We start from the raw sequence: 15,456 nt of genomic DNA, 5'->3' as shown, positions 1-15,456 counted from the left end.
AATACTGATTGACTTAGGACGCCGTGCTTGCGCGATTCGCAAACCTGCTATGTACCCAGCGATAAAGCACCGGCAGCACGACCAGTGTCAGCAAAGTTGATGAAATGATTCCACCGATCACTACCGTCGCCAACGGGCGCTGCACCTCCGAGCCAGCCCCCACATTCAAGGCCATGGGTACAAAGCCAAGTGACGCTACCAGGGCGGTCATCAAAACTGGTCGCAGTCGGCTTAGCGCGCCCTCGCGCACAGCATCCGCCAAGCTTGTGCCAGTTTCGCGCAAAGACTTGATGAAGCTGATCAACACAAGACCGTTAAGCACTGCCACGCCGGACAGCGCAATGAAACCGATTCCTGCCGAGATGGACAAGGGGATGCCACGCACGGTCAGCGCCAGGATGCCACCAGTCAGTGCCAGCGGTACTCCACTGAAAACGATTGCCGCATCCTTGATCGAGCCAAAAGCCATAAAAAGCAAAGCGAAGATCAACACCAGCGTCACCGGCACAACAATAGCCAACCGCTCGCTCGCTGAAATCAGCTGCTCGAAGCTGCCACCGTATTCCAACCAGTAACCACTCGGCACCTGCACCTTACTGCCCACTTGGCTTTGCAGTTCGGCCACAAAGCCACCCAGGTCGCGATCCCGCACGTTTGCAGTGACAGCGATGCGACGTTTGCCGTTGTAGCGATTGATCTGGTTAGCCCCTTCGCTTGCGATCACCTTGGCTACCTCACTTAACGGCACTGTCCGGGCAACACTGCCGGCTGCAGCACTAGCATCGGCGGGCAGAGGAATCGGCAGGCTCTCTATCGCAGCAGGATTCTGTCGTAATGATTCGGGCAGCCGGACTACCAGATCAAATCGACGGTCACCTTCAAATAGCTGTCCGGCTACTTCACCGCCCACGGCTGTGGAAACCGTACGTTGCACATCATCCGCACTGAGGCCATAGATCGCTAAGGCTCGCCGATCAGGTTCAATTGTCAGCAACGGAAGTCCGCTGGCCTGTTCGACCCTGACATCTGCCGCGCCGGCGACGTTCTTCGCAACTTGTTCAACCTTCTGTCCGATCTGCAGCAACGTCGCCAGGTCGTCGCCGTATACATTGATGGCCACGTCCGCTCGCACGCCCGAGATGAGCTCGTTCGTTCTCATCTGGATCGGCTGACTGAACTCATAGTTGTTCCCCGGAATTGTCTCTAAGCTTTTTTCCACCTCCGAGACCAGATCGGCTTTTAGTTTTTTGGGGTTGGGCCACTGATCGCGCGGCTTGATCATCACGAATGTATCGGCCACAGAAGGTGGCATGGGGTCAGAGGCTACTTCAGATGTTCCAATCTTTGAGAACACCCGTTCAACCTCGGGCATTTTCGCCAAGCGCTCCTCAAGGACTCGCTGCATCCCGATCGATTGCGTCAGGCTTGTGCCGGGTATACGCATCGCCTGCAGTGCAATGTCGCCTTCATCCAGGCTGGGTACAAATTCGCTGCCTAGCCGCGATGCCATTAATGCGCTGATGCCAAGTAACACCACAGCCGCAATGCCGACCAGCGCACCACGTCGTAGACTGAAGTTCAACAGTGGCTCGTAACCTCGCCGCATCCAGGCCATGATGCGATTTTCCTTCTCATCGACCTTCCCACTGAGCGCAAGGGCAATTGCGGCCGGCACAAAGGTCAACGACAAGATCATGGCACCCGTCAGCGCCAGCACTACAGTGATGGCCATCGGGTGGAACATCTTCCCCTCCACCCCTGTAAGCGCGAAGATCGGCAAATAAACCGCAGTAATAATGCCCAGGCCAAACAGACTAGGACGGATCACCTCGGCGGTCGCAGCTGCCGTTTCTTCGAAACGTTCAGCCAAGTCCATCTGACGGCCAAGATGGTGCTGGCGTTCGCCGAAGCGCCGTAAGCAGTTCTCGATGATGATGACTGCGCCATCAACAATCAGGCCGAAGTCCAGCGCACCCAGGCTCATCAGGTTGGCTGAAACCCCGCCACGGGCCATGCCAGTTAGCGTGAATAGCATGGCCAGCGGGATCACCAAAGCAGTGATCAAGGCCGCACGGAAGTTTCCTAGTAGCAGGAAAAGGATAACAATGACGAGTAATGCGCCTTCGATCAGATTTTTCGCCACCGTGCTGATCGTGCGATCCACCAGCACAGTGCGGTCATAGACCGGTGTTGCAGTGACACCCTTCGGCAAGCTCTTTTCTGCTTCTTTCAAGCGCGCCGCAGCGGCCTGTGCCACGTCACGACTGTTCGAGCCAACCAACATCACAACCGTACCCAGAACAACTTCGTGTCCGTTCTGCGTAGCTGCACCAGTGCGCAATTCTGCACCGTCCGCCACCTGCGCGATGTCTTGCACACGAATGACGGCCCCACCGCGGTTGGCCACGACGATCTGTTCGATTTGCGGGATGTCCGCCACTTGCGCTGGCATCCGCACCAAAAATTGTTGACCATTGCGCTCGATGTAGCCGGCGCCTACGTTTTGGTTATTTTTCTGTAGCGCTTCGACTAAACTCTCCAGAGTCAAGTCCAGTGAACGCAGGCGAGCCGGATCAGGCGTGATGTGCACTTCACGTTTGTAACCGCCGAGCGTGTTCACCTCAGTGACACCAGGCACGTTGCGCAATTGAGGGCGAATTACCCAGTCCTGCAGAGTTCGTAGATCTGTTGCAGTAAAAGGCGTGCCATCAGCTTTTCGTGCTTTTGGATCGGCATCGATCGTGTAGGAGAAGATTTCCCCCATGCCCGTGGCGATTGGTCCCAAGGTTGGCTCGATGCCGACAGGAATTTGCGACTTGACCTGTTGCAGGCGTTCGGCCACTTGCTGGCGAGCGAAGTAGATATCGGTGCCATCTTTGAAGACCACCGTAATCTGCGACAGTCCGTATCTAGAAATCGATCTGAAGTAATCCATTCTCGGCAAGCCGGCCATCGCCGTTTCGACCGCATAGGTGATGCGTTGCTCTGCTTCTAGCGGCGAATAGCCAGGCGCTGCCGTGTTGACCTGCACTTGGACGTTGGTGATGTCTGGGGTGACGTCAATGGGCAGCTGTTTGAAGCTCCACACACCAACCGCAATCAGCACAACAGTAAGTGCCATCATCAACCATCTGTGGCTGACGGAGATCCTAATAATTTTTTCTAGCATGTCGGTCTCCTTAGTGCTCGTGCGAGGCGCCAGACTTTTCGATGTCTGCCTTGATCAGGTAGCTCTGCTCAATGACAACCTCTTCGCCAGCTTTTAGGCCATCCAGCACCTCGACGACTCGCGCATCCTTCTCGCCCAATTTCACGGCGCGAGAGGAGTAGAGTTCTCCGGTGCGAACAAACACTGCTTCATGACCATCCATTGTCTGGATAGCTTGAAGTGGGACGACTACAGCGGCGTCGCGCGCGCGAGTCGCAATCTTGCCAGTCACTGCAATACCTGGGCGCCATTGGTCCTTAGCGTTATCCAATGTCAATCGCGCTACTGTGCTCTGTGATGCGCTGGCCGTGCCCGGCAGCACGCTGTCGATCGTAGTGGTGATCTGTTGTCCACCATATAGACTCTCTAACGTGACTTGCTGTCCGGGCCGCACGTCGCTGATTTGGCGCCCAAAGACAGTCAGGTCAGCCCACACTCGGCTGAAGTTAGCGATCTCAAACAAGGTCTGCCCCTCGGCCGCTCCGCCGCCTGTCTGCGCTTGACGACTTAGCACCACTCCCGAGATTGGCGAGACAACGCCATATGTGCTGAGGCTCAGATTGCTCTCAATACTGGCGAGATTCTGTCCTGCCGTGACTTTGTCGCCCACATTGACGCGAAGCGCCGCCACACGCCCTGGATAGCGTGCGCTGACGTGAGCCACGCTCCCATCGATGACCCGGATTACGCCTTGCACATCGATTTCATTGGCCACCTTGCCGCTGCCAACGACAGCGACTTTGACGCCGTTTGCCTCCGCATCCGCAGCTGAGATCGTGGTCGATTCAACCGCTTCTTCTGCATGCCCGCCTGGCTCATCTCCCTGCGTGTTCGCAGGACCCGCACCGGGTTCGGTTTCTGTCGGCTGCTTCGAGCCTCCGCAGCCTGCAAGGGCAAGCACGAGAAACCACACCAACACGTTCATGGGGTTGGAGATTTTCATTTCGAAGGGGTATCCGTATTCGAGGCGCCTTGCGCCTTAACGATGGGTTGTCCCAGCAATCGCTGGATTTCGATGAGCGCAGCCTGTGCCGAGAGCGCCGCGTTGAGCTGACGCCGCCGCGCTTGGATGCGCTGGTCTTGTAACAACGCCCACTCCATGTAGCTGATGGCTCCTGCGCGCCAGGCCCGGTCGGCCGCAGTCTCGGCCTTTGCCAGTCGAGGCAAAACATCGCTCTGCAGTCGCTGCACTTCCAGCTGTGCAGTGCTGTAATCACCATAAGCCGTAGCAAGAGCTGAGTTCATTCCGACCAGCAATGCCTCGCGCTCCACGTTTGTTAGTGCCAGTTCTGCTTCCGCCGCACGTATACCTGGCTGTGCGCGACGCGACGCGCCTAGTGGAATGGTGAAGCCCGCCAAGATGCCGACGTCATTGCCACTGCGAAAGGCCCGGCCACCGACCTGCCATTGGATGTCAGGTGTGGCATCACTTCGGGCCAAGCGCAGCTGCGCCTCCCGAATGCGCCCTTCGCCGGCGAGCTGTGCTAGCTCTGGCGTACGCGCCAGAAAGCCACTCAACAGAGCGAAGTCCTCCAGGTTGGGCAACACCATGGGATCGCCAGACACCGCACCAGCGGCGGGGCTTAGGCTGTTCCAGAGCGATGAAAGCGATTGTCGCGCAGCCTTCTCAGCCTGATTAGCGCGATCGCGATCCAGCTCTGCCTCAGCCAATGCAGCTAGTGCCGTGAGCACCACCGACTCAGGAGATGCACCTGCCGCAAATCGGCGCTTGGCAGCGTCGACCGTACGGCGGCGCTGCTCGATGTCCAGCTCGGCAATCTCGCGTTGGCGTATAGCCGCAGCGACAGCCAAGTAGCGGCGTGCGGTCTCAGCCAATAGATCAAGTCGCGTTACTTCGCGCTGTGGCGCCAACTTGTCGATATTTGCTTGAGCCAAGGCTTTGCGCGCGTCAAGCTTGCCACCGCGTTCCAGCGTGCCGGCGAGCGTTACGGTGACTTCTGCCTGGTCGAATGCGCGATAGGCGCCAGATCCCAGGGCATTTTCGACCATTGCACCAATGGTCAGGGCAGGCTTGAAGCTTGCCGAGTCATAGTTGGCCTGCAGCACAGCACGCTGGCCGTCTACCAAGCGAAGATCGGGATGGGTCTGGGCGACATGTTCGATCGCCTGTTGAAGAGTTAACGTTTGACTAGGCACTTGCTCTTGCGCATAAAGCGCAGGCGCAAAGGCACAGGCGACCAGTGTCGCCAATCGCAACCACATGGGAATTCTCCGGAAAAGGTCAAAACAGTGATCGCCCGCAAGAGCGATAGACCATTACAGACCGATCGGAGGACGGATATCGAAACGAATGCGCACCGAACGTGCTTGCCACTGTCCGGACTCAGGCGCGCTGGCCGCCACTGCCAGTGGAAGACTTAATGCAAATGCAGATGGAATTGCACTTAGATGGCCACAGCAGTGAGAGGCGTGCATTAGAGCGTGAAAGAAGTCGCCGCCCTGACCATCTTCGTCATGAGCTGCATCCTGAGTGAGAACCTGCTCGTCACGATCGTGCAGGTGCTCAGCTAGGCCTCGCGCAGCTTCGTGCGTGTCACCTATGGCAGCGAAGATCGGGTTTATCTGCACCGCGAGCAGCAGCAACACCAGCGCCGGAAGGCGCAGGTAGCGGCGGAGTCGTGATGCGACAATAGACATTTGTAGGATAGTACTCAAAGCTCTGAGCGTTAGACAATTTCGTTTGAGCCCCTGATTACTCCAATACGTCAACGTCCACGCACTGAGCGCGGACACCCCAGCAGTAGCTGACGCGTGCTTTCCAGGCTTTAACAGATGCGATCGCCCAGCGGACCCCGGCTCAGCCGATATTGGGCAGCTGCGGACGTGGTATTTGCCGGTACTGACAAGGCCGAGTGACGCTCTCTGTTTCCAAAGGTGCGTGACGCAGCTTGCCCTCAAGTCCCAAGGGTTGGCGAGACATGTTGAGGTCCACCGTCAGGTGTGCCACCTGTAGCCCGCGTAGGCATTGCTTAGCCGGCCAAGTGCTGTCACGCGGGTAAGTTGCGCGCGTCGGCTCGAGCCCGGCGCGCGTCGCCCAAGATTTCGAAGGCTTCCTTGATCACGTATAGGCCGATTAGGGCGCCGATCACAAAATCCGGGTACGGGCTGGCCAGCCACCACACCAACAGGCCGGCCAGAATCACCCCAACGTTGGCCACCACATCGGCTCGGGTGAACAGCCAGGTCGCTCGCAGATGAACTTCGCCGGACTTCAATGGGGCGAGCATACGGAGCACTTTCAGATTCACCGCCAGCGAGACCAGAGCGGTACCTATCATCCAACCGCTGACCGGCTCGGCGCCGTACATCACCCGGCGGCCGACTTCGACCAGCACGCCTACGCCCAGCACCAGCAGCACGCTGCCACTGACCCACGCGGCGTTGGCCTTGAACCGCGCCGTGCGCCCGATAGCGACCAGGCCAATGGCATAGGCGGTGGCGTCAGACAGCATGTCCAGCGCGTCGGCCAGCAGCCCGGTGGAATGGGCAATCCAGCCGGCAATGCCGCCGATCACGGCCATCGCTGCATTCAGCACCAAGGCGATCCAGAGGATGCGCCGCTCCTCCTTGTTCTTGGCCTCGTGGTGGCACCCGCAATCACTCATGTCCTGGTCCTCTGCTGTGTTGTTTCATTGCTCGTTTGCGCCTGGCTGTCTACGCACACCGGAACGAGCATTGGCGAGGAACCCCACGATGGCGGCGGTGCCTACCAATACCTGCGCCAGCAGCGACTGCCAGGTGGGATACAGGCCGATCCATTCGATGCGCGGCAACGCGAGCGGTGTTTGAGAGATCCAGCCGGCTTCCTGCAACGCGGCCACGCCTTTACCGATCAGGATGACCGCCATCACCGCGATGAGAATCGAGCTGATCGAAAAGAACCGGCTAATCGGCAGTCGCCTGCTCATGCGCAGCATCGAGTACGCCACCGCGGCCAACACCGCGATTCCCGCCACCAGGCCTGCGAGGATGGCGGTGGACGCCTGGTCGCTCCACATCGCGATGTAGAACAAGATCGTCTCAAACACCTCGCGGTACACCGCGACAAAGGCCAGCATGAACAGAAAAACAGCCGAGCGCCGTGTCAGCGCGGTCGTCAGCTTGGCGTGCAGGTACTCCTGCCACCGTCCTGCAAGGCTCTTTTGGTGCATCCAGATGCCTACGCTGAGCAGGACAGCGGCAGCGAACAATGCCGAGACGCCCTCAGTGACTTCCCGGTTCGCACCGCTGATATCAACAAAGTAAGTGGCCACTGCCCAGGTAGCTGCACCTGCCAACAACGCGCAAATCCAACCCGCATGCACATACGGCAACACATCAGACCGCTCGGCTTTACGCAAGAACGCCACGATGCCAATCACGATCAACAGCGCCTCCAGTCCTTCGCGTACCAGGATGGTAAAGCTGCCCAGAAATGCGGTGCTGGCGCCTATTCGGGTGTCCTGCAGCGCCAAGTCCGCCCGATCAAACAGCTGGGCAATTTGCGCTGCCTGCCCGGCAACGTCAGCCGCGGGCGCATGCTGGTCCAGCTGCGCGCGGTAGCCTGCCATGGCCGTTTCGATCTCTCGCAGCAATGACGGATTGCGCGTGGCCAGCGTGGGCTCAAGCGGCTCTACTCCATCCAGATAGGACGAGAGCGCAAGCTTTTTGGCTTGAGCCAGGTCCTCAACAGCGTAAGCGCGCTGGCTGGCGGCCAGTTGCTGCCGCGCCACCGCAAAGCGATCGGCTCCTGGTACCGCTTCGTTGACAGCCTGTGGCTGCGAACGCAGGTAGGCGATGATCGCGTTTGCCTGATCAGCGGGCATCGTGGTGGCAAGATCGGCTTCCCGCGTGCGCGTCAGCGATTCGAGGGTGGGAATGCGTGCATGGGCCTCCGTACTGGTGCGCCATAACGCCTCACCTTGAGCCTTGGCTTGCGAGGAGTACCCCAAGCTGCCCACATAGAATGCCAACGCCCAGCGATCACTTTCTGACAGCCCAGAGAAGCTGACCATGCCGGTACCCGGCACACCCTGGGAAATGACCTCGTACAACGACAGCGGGGTGCGCTGCGCGGCGCGAGTGGCATCGGTGAACGCGATCGGCGGCGGACTTAACGCTTGCGCGGCGGGGCCATCACCGTGACCTGTGGGGCCGTGACAGGCCGCGCACTGCTGGCTGTAGATGGACGCGGCCTGGGAGGTTTTCGGCGGGCTCGCCGGAACCGCGCCGATCGGGTAGTGGGCCAACAGCGCCGTGCCGAGCCCGCGCGCCAACGTTGCTACCTGCGCAGGGTCGGCCTTCTCTGCCACCGCCTGGACTAGGCGGTCGGCCTGGGCCGTCAGCTCCTGCTGGTTCGGGCCACCGGGCAATGCCGCCAGCTGACTGCGGACGGCGCCAGCAAACTCGCTCATTTCGGCGTATTCGCTGGGGGCAATAACGCGGCCGGCCTGGACCGCGCCGGGGTAGTCGACCGCGATGTAATCGAGCATCTGCCACGTTTGGCGCAGGTCTGCTGTGGGAGGCTCCGCCTGAGCGGAAGCGGGCAGAACCCAGCCGATCAGCAAGGCAATCAGGCAGTAGCGAATCAAGGAGATGGGCAGTGGCATGGTCGTCACACGCAGCGGCGCGGCCGGAGTGGCGGCGAATACGAGCTCAGCGTAAAGTCCGTAGCTACTACGGAGTCAAGTGTACTACGAATGAAAATCAGTGAGGCTGCCGACGCCAGTGGATGCCACCTGGAGACGATCCGCTATTACGAGCGGATCGGCCTGCTGCCGCGCCCGGGGCGCTCGGGCAATGGCTACCGGGTCTATGGCCCGGCCGACATCGAGCGGCTGCGCTTCATTGCGCGCGGCCGGGACCTAGGCTTCAGCCTGGAGGAGGTCCGCAGCCTGCTGCAGCTGGCCGGCGATGAGGAGCTTTCGTGCGGCGACGTGGATCGGCTGGCACGCAGCCATCTGACGGACGTGCGGGCGCGCATGGCCGACCTGCAGCGCATGGCCAGCGAGTTGGAACGGGTGATTGCCAGTTGCCACGGCGGGCAGCGGGCGGAATGCACCATTCTGTCGACCCTGCGGCAGCCGGTCGCTGTGGAGGCCACGCGCCAGTGACCGAACTGGACCGCTACCTCGATGCGGCCACGCGCCAGAACACGGTGCGCAGCTATGCGTCGGCGCTGCGGCACTTTGAAGTCGAGTGGCAAGGCCACCTCCCAGCGACACCTGACAGCGTGGCCCGATACCTGGCCGCGTATGCGCAGACCCTGGCCACCAGCACCCTTCGCCAGCGCCTGGCCGCCATCGCCTCTTGGCACCGCGACCACGGATTTGTCGATCCCACCCGGTCGCCGCTGGTGCGCAAGGTGCTCAAAGGCATCCAGACCCTGCACCCCGGGCAGGTCAAGCAAGCCGCGCCGCTCCAGATTCGGCGGCTGGTCGAGCTCGATGACTGGTTGGCTGCAGCGATTGCTGCGGCGCATGCCCGCGGCGACGGAGCGGCGGCGCTGCGCCATCAACGCGACCGAGCGCTGGTGCTGCTCGGATTCTGGCGAGGTTTCCGTGGCGATGAACTGCTGCGTCTGGAAGTGGCCCACCTCACGCTAGTGCCGGGACAGGGGATGACCTGCTTCCTGCCGCGCAGCAAGGGCGATCGGCAGGCGGCCGGCGTCACCTATAAGGTGCCGGCGTTATCGCGGCTGTGTCCGGTGGAGGCGACCCAAGCGTGGCTGCAGGCGGCTGACTTGCAAGAAGGGCCGGTGTTTCGGGCGGTCAACCAATGGGGCCAGGTCAGCGCTGAAGGGCTCCATCCCAACAGTTTGGTGCGCCTGCTGCGCGAGTTGCTGGCCAGTGCCGGTTTTGCCGATGCGGGGCTCCACAGTAGCCATTCGCTGCGTCGAGGCTTTGCCAGCTGGGCCAACGACCAAGGCTGGGACATGAAGGCGTTGATGGAGTACGTGGGCTGGCGCGATGTGCAGTCGGCCATGCGCTACCTGAATGGGCGTGACCCGTTTGCCCGGGACCGCATTGAAGCGAGCCTACCCAGTCCAACCGCGCCGGTACCGGCGATGGCACTGCCGGCACCCGAGAGTAAATCTGCGCTGCAGCTCCGTCTGCGCATGGTGCTGACCCCGTTTGCCCGCGCGGGCCGCGGCGCGGCCAAGGCCCGGGGCCGGATTGAAGATATCTGCTTGGCTCCGTTCCAGGCTGTGCGTCTGAACACCGCCAGCAGCGAGTACCGGTTAGCTGTTCCCACCGATCCCGATCGGGATCTGGATGAAATCCTGGCCACGTTGCTCGATGACATGCACCGCATGGCCGATACGCACCAGTGTTTCCTGGAAGCGTCTCTCAATACAGACGACGGCCGGCATTGGGATTGATCCCCTCATAACCTTCGGATCCAATGGCTACCCTTCACGAGACCGCCTACCCGCGACTGAAGCCTGATCCCACCGCCAAGGAACTGGAGGAGATCTATACCCCCACCGCCGCTGAGATTGCATTCGCCAAGCAGCTGACCACCCAGCCGGGTCCGCAACTGGCGGTGCTGATCCATCTCAAGCTCTTCCAGCGCTTGGGTTACTTCACAGTGTTGGCCGAAGTGCCCGAGCGGATCCGGAAGCACATCGCCAAGGCCGCCCGACTCGGGCGCGTATTGGACACCGACCAGCTCGAACGCTATGACGCCTCCGGCAGCCAGCGCCGGCATATGCCGCAGCTGCGGCAGTTCATTGGGGTGCGTCCCTTGGACAAAGCTGGGTTGTCTTGGCTGGACACAGTGGCCACCGGAGCAGCACAGACCAAACACACTATCCCGGACATCGTGAACGTCCTGCTCGAAGAGCTGGTGCACCACCGCTACGAACTGCCAGGCTTCCGCACCCTGGAGCTGGCCGCCATTGGCGCACGCGAGCGGGTCAATTTGGGGTACTACCGCAGCATCAGTCACGCACTGACGCCTGCCACGCGCGCGCTCATTGACGAATTGCTGCGCGCACCGGAAGGCTCCAGATTTACTGGCTGGCAATCGCTCAAGCGCGAGCCTGGCCGGCCGACCAACAAGGAAGTTCGTTTTTATCTGCAGCACATCCGCATGCTGCAGCAGTTGGCTGACCAACTGCCTCCTATCGATGTGCCGGTGCCCAAGCTCAAGCAATTCCGTGCAATGGCTCGGGCCTATGACGCCAGCGAACTGGCCGAATTGGCTGAGGACAAGCGCTATGCGCTGGCCACCATCTTCATTCGCGCCCAGCACGCCAAGACGCTGGATGATGCCGCCGAGTTGTTCATCAAGCAGGTGCGCGGGCTGGAGAACACGGCCCAGCAGAAGCTGCTGGCATACCAGCTCGAACATGCCAAGCGGGCCGACTTCCTCATCGGCCAGCTCAAGGAGATCCTGCAGGCCTATCAGCTCGACGGCAGCGATAGTCAGCGCGTGGATGCCATCGACAACAGCCTGGAAGCGGAAGTGTCGACCTTGCTGGCCGAATGCGAAGAACATATGGCCTACGCCGGCAAGAACTACCTGCCTTTCATGCTGCAGCCCTATGGCGTGGTCAGGCCGCTGCTGTTCAATGGGCTGGAGCTGATGAACTTGCGGGCGACCAGCCACGATGCCGGCATGGAGCCGTTGATCGCAGCCGTGCTCTCGCTGCGCAACCAGCGTCGTGAGCTGATCGAGGTCGCTTCCCTCGGTTTGGACCCAGAAAAGGACTTCGACTGGATGTCCAAGCTCTGGCGTCAGCACGTGTTCGGCAAGCGGGCCAGCGCGGCCGGCGCCGGCTGGATGCACCGGAAGTACTTTGAGCTGGCCGTGCTGGTGCAGGTCAAAGACGAGCTGAAATCCGGAGATCTCTTCATTCCCAGCAGCGAGCGCTTTGATGATTACCGCGAGCAGCTGGTCGATGAGGCCACCTTGGCGCAGGAACTGGAAGCCTATGGCCAGGTGTCAGGCCTGCCCACCGACGCCGAGTCTTTCGCGGCGGGGTTGCGCGCACAATTGACCGCCTTGGCCGATGAGGTCGACGCGCGTTTCCCGGAGAACGTGCATGCGGACATCCTGGATGGGCGCTTGGTGCTGCGGAAGGGGCAACGCGCCGAAGTCTCCAGCGCGATTACCACCGTGGATCGCCTCATCGCCGAACGGCTTCCAGAGTCCAGCATCGTCGATGTGCTGATCGATGCCAGCCAATGGTTGGATCTGCACCGTTTTTTCCACCCGATCGCCGGCACCGGGAGCCAAGTCGAAGATCTGCCCCGACGTGTGATCACCACACTATTTTGCTATGGCTGCAACTTGGGTCCGACGCAGACGGCGCGGTCGATCAAGGGCTTCAGCCGGCGCCAGGTTGCTTGGCTGAACCTGAAATACGTGACCGAGGATGTGCTTGAGAAGGCCATCGTGGAGGTCATCAATACCTACAACAAATTCGACCTGCCGGGCTATTGGGGCAGCGGGAAAAGCGCCTCAGCAGATGGCACCAAATGGAGCGTCTACGAGGACAACCTGTTGTCGGAGTACCACATCCGCTATGGCGGCTACGGCGGCATCGGCTACTACCATGTGTCCGACAAATATGTGGCGCTGTTCAGCCACTTCATTCCCTGTGGCGTGCACGAGGGCATCTACATCCTCGATGGCCTGCTGGCCAACACGTCCGACATCCAGCCTGAGATCGTCCATGGCGACACGCAGGCACAGAGCTACCCGGTCTTCGGTTTGGCCCACATGCTGGGCATCCAGCTGATGCCCAGGATACGAAACATCAAGGATCTGACTTTCTTTCGGCCCGAACCTGGCAGGACCTATAAGAACATCCAGGCACTGTTCGGAGACAGCATCGACTGGCAACTGATCGCGACCCATCTCCACGACATGCTGCGGGTGGTGATCTCAATCCGATTGGGGAAAATCACCGCGTCCTCGATCCTGCGCCGGCTGGGCACCTACAGCCGGAAGAACAAGCTGTACTTCGCCTTCCGGGAACTTGGCAAGGCCGTCCGAACGCTGTTCTTGCTGCGCTACATCGATGACAACGAGATTCGGAAAACGATCCATGCTGCGACCAACAAGAGCGAGGAGTACAACGGCTTCGTAAAATGGGTGTTCTTTGGCAGCCAGGGGATCATTGCTGAGAACGTCCAACACGAGCAGCGCAAGATCATCAAGTACAGCCAGCTGGTCGCGAACATGATCATCCTCCACAACGTGGAGGGCATGAGCCGGACCTTGGCTGAGATGCGGAAGGAGGGGATTGAACTGACGCCCGAGATCCTGGCCGGCCTGTCGCCGTATCGGACCAGCCACATCAATCGTTTCGGCGACTACCATCTCGACCTTGATAGGGAAGTGGCGCCGCTGAGCTATACAGCGAAAGTCCTTGAACAGGCCCCATAGACGGGGAGATCCGCTATCGGGACAAAGCCTTTATCATTGTGTTTCAATCGCTTAGGTGGTTTTTGGCCCTGTACGTAACGATTCCCTGCCGACCCTCGACCCGGTGCACGGGGCCGACTTTGCCTGCGCGCACCTGAGTTTCAGCGGCGGCGCGGCCAATCCATTGGTGCGCGCACTGCCTGCGTGCATTTGCCTGCCGCTGGAAGCGCTGCGCCAAGGTGCGGTGCTGGTGCATGCCTTGTTCGAAGAAGCCTTCGCACAGCACTGCGGGCGGCAGGCAGTGCTCAACCGGCTCTTCGAAGTGGTGCTGGTGCACGTGATCCGCGAACTGATGGAGCAAGGCCACGCCAAGGGCGGCATGTTGGCCGGCATGGCCGACGCGCGGCTGCGCCTGGCCCTGGTCGGCATCCACGAACATCCCGCCCAGCCCTGGTCGCTGGAGTCGCTGGCCGCCCGTGCCGGCATGTCGCGCAGCGCCTTTGCCCGCAGCTTTCACGACACGGTGGGCTGCACTCCAGGCCAGTACCTGCAGGATTGGCGCATCGCGCTGGTGCAACGCGGCCTGCGCCAGGGCCGGCCGCTCAAGCAACTGGCCGACGAGGTGGGCTACGCCGGCGAGGCAGCGCTTTCGCGTGCATTCAAGGCGCAAGTGGGGCACTCGCCGCGGATGTGGCGGAAATCTAGCTTGTGACGGCTTCAGACCAGTCATGGGATTTTACATAATATACAGAATATGCGCGGTCAAGCTGCGCAAGCTTTTGAATATCAAGGGGTTTCGCTCTGCTCGTCGCCGGCATCATGCCGATCGCCAGAACCATCGCCCCGATCACCGTAGTGACCGGGGACAGTCTGTCCCACACTACGCTCCAGGCCTTCTTCGCCTCCGGGCTTTCAGCGCCTTCCGTTCGCACAAGCACCGCAATCGCCGGGTCCGCTTGAGCTAGGTGGATCAACGCCATCAAGTGGTCGTCCTTGATCGGCTTGCCTTTGCGCCATAGCGATATCGCGCTGGGAGACACGTCGAGATGCTTCGCCAACTGGCGGTCTGACGGCTCATTGCACGCTTTTAGCGCTGTGTCAAGCAATTTATTTATCGTCTGCATATCGAGTTTTACTTGACGTGGGTGTCGAGTTTTAGTATATATGCACCCCGTGACGAGTGGTACTCGACACCGCGCACCCCCGGCTCCCCTCCGGGGTCCGCGTCAAGGGGCAGGGGAGGGGGCAACATCCGTGACGCATCACGTTAACTTCGCCATTCTGGTCGTTCTGGTCGCGTTTCTGTTTCTGCGCGCCGCCCTGGGCTATGTCCGCTACGCGCGTCTGCGCGTGTTCCAAGCTCTGGATTCCAGCGACCGCGCTGCCGCCCTGGTTGCCAATGCGAAACGGCAGGTGCGCCGTGGCTGATCTTCTCCTTGCCGCTTCTTATTTCGTCGTGTCACTTGTTGCCGGCGTCTGCCTTTTCGCTTTGTTCGGGCATGTCGCCTTCATCGTTTTCGTTGTGTGTGTGCTGGCTGCGCCCCTCTTCATTTCTGCTGCTCGCAAGGGTGGCCGATGAGTGCAGGCACCTGCTCGTTTTGCGGCGATCCCACCGCCTATTTTTTCCCCGGTGGTTTGTGCGTTGCATGCACCTCGAAAAACGCACGCATCCGCATGCAGGAACAGCCCACGCAATCGCGTGAGTTGTCCGCGTTCGATGCATCTATCGGCGTCATTCAGGCCGCTACGCGCCGCACCGAATTGGCTGCAAAGAAGATCCACAGCAACAAGCGTGTTGTGGGCACGAGCGTTGCTGAGTTCGACGCTGCGCATCCGGTCGCGTTGACGCCAGAGGGCCAGCGCGCAGCGCT

General features: G+C 60.6%; 12 protein-coding genes and 2 pseudogenes. 7 read left to right on the top strand and 7 right to left on the bottom strand.

The window, feature by feature from the left end:
- Nucleotides 1-13 precede the first annotated feature (13 nt).
- From J7396_RS12725 to J7396_RS12700, 6 genes are all read right to left on the bottom strand, one after another.
- Nucleotides 14-3,169 (bottom strand): CusA/CzcA family heavy metal efflux RND transporter, encoded by a 3,156-nt coding sequence (locus tag J7396_RS12725; protein ID WP_017160751.1) that lies wholly within the window; start codon nt 3,167-3,169, stop codon nt 14-16.
- A 10-nt stretch (nt 3,170-3,179) separates the two neighbouring features.
- Entirely contained in the window at nt 3,180-4,151 is a 972-nt protein-coding gene (locus tag J7396_RS12720) for an efflux RND transporter periplasmic adaptor subunit (protein WP_017160752.1), read from the bottom strand.
- Entirely contained in the window at nt 4,148-5,431 is a 1,284-nt protein-coding gene (locus J7396_RS12715) for a TolC family protein (protein ID WP_017160753.1), read from the bottom strand. Before J7396_RS12715 ends, J7396_RS12720 begins: the two co-directional genes overlap by 4 nt.
- Nucleotides 5,432-5,485: 54 nt before the next feature.
- Nucleotides 5,486-5,866, bottom strand: a complete 381-nt coding sequence (locus J7396_RS12710; RefSeq protein ID WP_152412167.1) for a hypothetical protein — start codon at nt 5,864-5,866, stop codon at nt 5,486-5,488.
- 350 nt (nt 5,867-6,216) lie between these two features.
- Complete coding sequence (locus J7396_RS12705; RefSeq protein WP_209029309.1) at nt 6,217-6,834, bottom strand: cation transporter; 618 nt, start codon at nt 6,832-6,834, stop codon at nt 6,217-6,219.
- Nucleotides 6,835-6,858: 24 nt separating this feature from the next.
- Complete coding sequence (locus J7396_RS12700) at nt 6,859-8,817, bottom strand: cytochrome c/FTR1 family iron permease (protein ID WP_017160756.1); 1,959 nt, start codon at nt 8,815-8,817, stop codon at nt 6,859-6,861.
- A 90-nt stretch (nt 8,818-8,907) separates the two neighbouring features.
- Here J7396_RS12700 and J7396_RS12695 point away from each other — a divergent pair, with 90 nt between their 5' ends.
- The 4 genes and pseudogenes from J7396_RS12695 to J7396_RS12680 all read left to right on the top strand — a co-directional run.
- Complete coding sequence (locus J7396_RS12695; protein ID WP_017160757.1) at nt 8,908-9,321, top strand: helix-turn-helix domain-containing protein; 414 nt, start codon at nt 8,908-8,910, stop codon at nt 9,319-9,321.
- Nucleotides 9,318-10,589: a site-specific integrase gene (locus J7396_RS12690; protein ID WP_017160758.1), complete on the top strand. Its 1,272-nt coding sequence runs from the start codon at nt 9,318-9,320 to the stop codon at nt 10,587-10,589. The genes J7396_RS12695 and J7396_RS12690 overlap by 4 nt, the downstream gene beginning before the upstream one ends.
- A 23-nt stretch (nt 10,590-10,612) precedes the next feature.
- Nucleotides 10,613-13,606: a Tn3 family transposase gene (locus tag J7396_RS12685; protein ID WP_046936733.1), complete on the top strand. Its 2,994-nt coding sequence runs from the start codon at nt 10,613-10,615 to the stop codon at nt 13,604-13,606.
- Between the two features lie 97 nt (nt 13,607-13,703).
- A pseudogene (locus J7396_RS12680) lies at nt 13,704-14,297 on the top strand (AraC family transcriptional regulator); the annotation flags it as partial.
- On the opposite strand, the gene J7396_RS12675 reads toward J7396_RS12680, so the two are convergent.
- Nucleotides 14,287-14,709: a DUF3693 domain-containing protein gene (locus tag J7396_RS12675; RefSeq protein WP_209261540.1), complete on the bottom strand. Its 423-nt coding sequence runs from the start codon at nt 14,707-14,709 to the stop codon at nt 14,287-14,289. The pseudogene J7396_RS12680 and the gene J7396_RS12675 overlap by 11 nt on opposite strands.
- A 130-nt stretch (nt 14,710-14,839) precedes the next feature.
- Here J7396_RS12675 and J7396_RS12670 point away from each other — a divergent pair, with 130 nt between their 5' ends.
- The 3 genes and pseudogenes from J7396_RS12670 to J7396_RS12660 all read left to right on the top strand — a co-directional run.
- On the top strand, nt 14,840-15,013 hold the full coding sequence (locus tag J7396_RS12670) for a hypothetical protein (protein WP_209261539.1): 174 nt from the start codon (nt 14,840-14,842) through the stop codon (nt 15,011-15,013).
- Complete coding sequence (locus J7396_RS12665) at nt 15,006-15,164, top strand: hypothetical protein (protein WP_209261538.1); 159 nt, start codon at nt 15,006-15,008, stop codon at nt 15,162-15,164. Before J7396_RS12670 ends, J7396_RS12665 begins: the two co-directional genes overlap by 8 nt.
- 95 nt (nt 15,165-15,259) lie before the next feature.
- Nucleotides 15,260-15,456, top strand: a pseudogene (locus J7396_RS12660) (replication initiation protein); the annotation flags it as partial.

The sequence above is a fragment of the Xanthomonas sp. A1809 genome (genome assembly GCF_017746015.1).
Lineage (GTDB): Bacteria > Pseudomonadota > Gammaproteobacteria > Xanthomonadales > Xanthomonadaceae > Xanthomonas > Xanthomonas euvesicatoria.
The sequence above is the reverse complement of the archived record's forward strand: the minus strand, read 5'-3'. Positions and strand labels throughout refer to the sequence as shown.

What these genes read in the sequence shown, in the direction of transcription:
- J7396_RS12725 (WP_017160751.1), bottom strand. Translation starts at nt 3,169, where the DNA reads ATGCTAGAAAAAATTATTAGGATCTCCGTCAGCCACAGATGGTTGATG.
- J7396_RS12720 (WP_017160752.1), bottom strand. Translation starts at nt 4,151, where the DNA reads ATGAAAATCTCCAACCCCATGAACGTGTTGGTGTGGTTTCTCGTGCTT.
- J7396_RS12715 (WP_017160753.1), bottom strand. Translation starts at nt 5,431, where the DNA reads ATGTGGTTGCGATTGGCGACACTGGTCGCCTGTGCCTTTGCGCCTGCG.
- J7396_RS12710 (WP_152412167.1), bottom strand. Translation starts at nt 5,866, where the DNA reads ATGTCTATTGTCGCATCACGACTCCGCCGCTACCTGCGCCTTCCGGCG.
- J7396_RS12705 (WP_209029309.1), bottom strand. Translation starts at nt 6,834, where the DNA reads ATGAGTGATTGCGGGTGCCACCACGAGGCCAAGAACAAGGAGGAGCGG.
- J7396_RS12700 (WP_017160756.1), bottom strand. Translation starts at nt 8,817, where the DNA reads ATGCCACTGCCCATCTCCTTGATTCGCTACTGCCTGATTGCCTTGCTG.
- J7396_RS12695 (WP_017160757.1), top strand. Translation starts at nt 8,908, where the DNA reads ATGAAAATCAGTGAGGCTGCCGACGCCAGTGGATGCCACCTGGAGACG.
- J7396_RS12685 (WP_046936733.1), top strand. Translation starts at nt 10,613, where the DNA reads ATGGCTACCCTTCACGAGACCGCCTACCCGCGACTGAAGCCTGATCCC.
- J7396_RS12675 (WP_209261540.1), bottom strand. Translation starts at nt 14,709, where the DNA reads ATGCAGACGATAAATAAATTGCTTGACACAGCGCTAAAAGCGTGCAAT.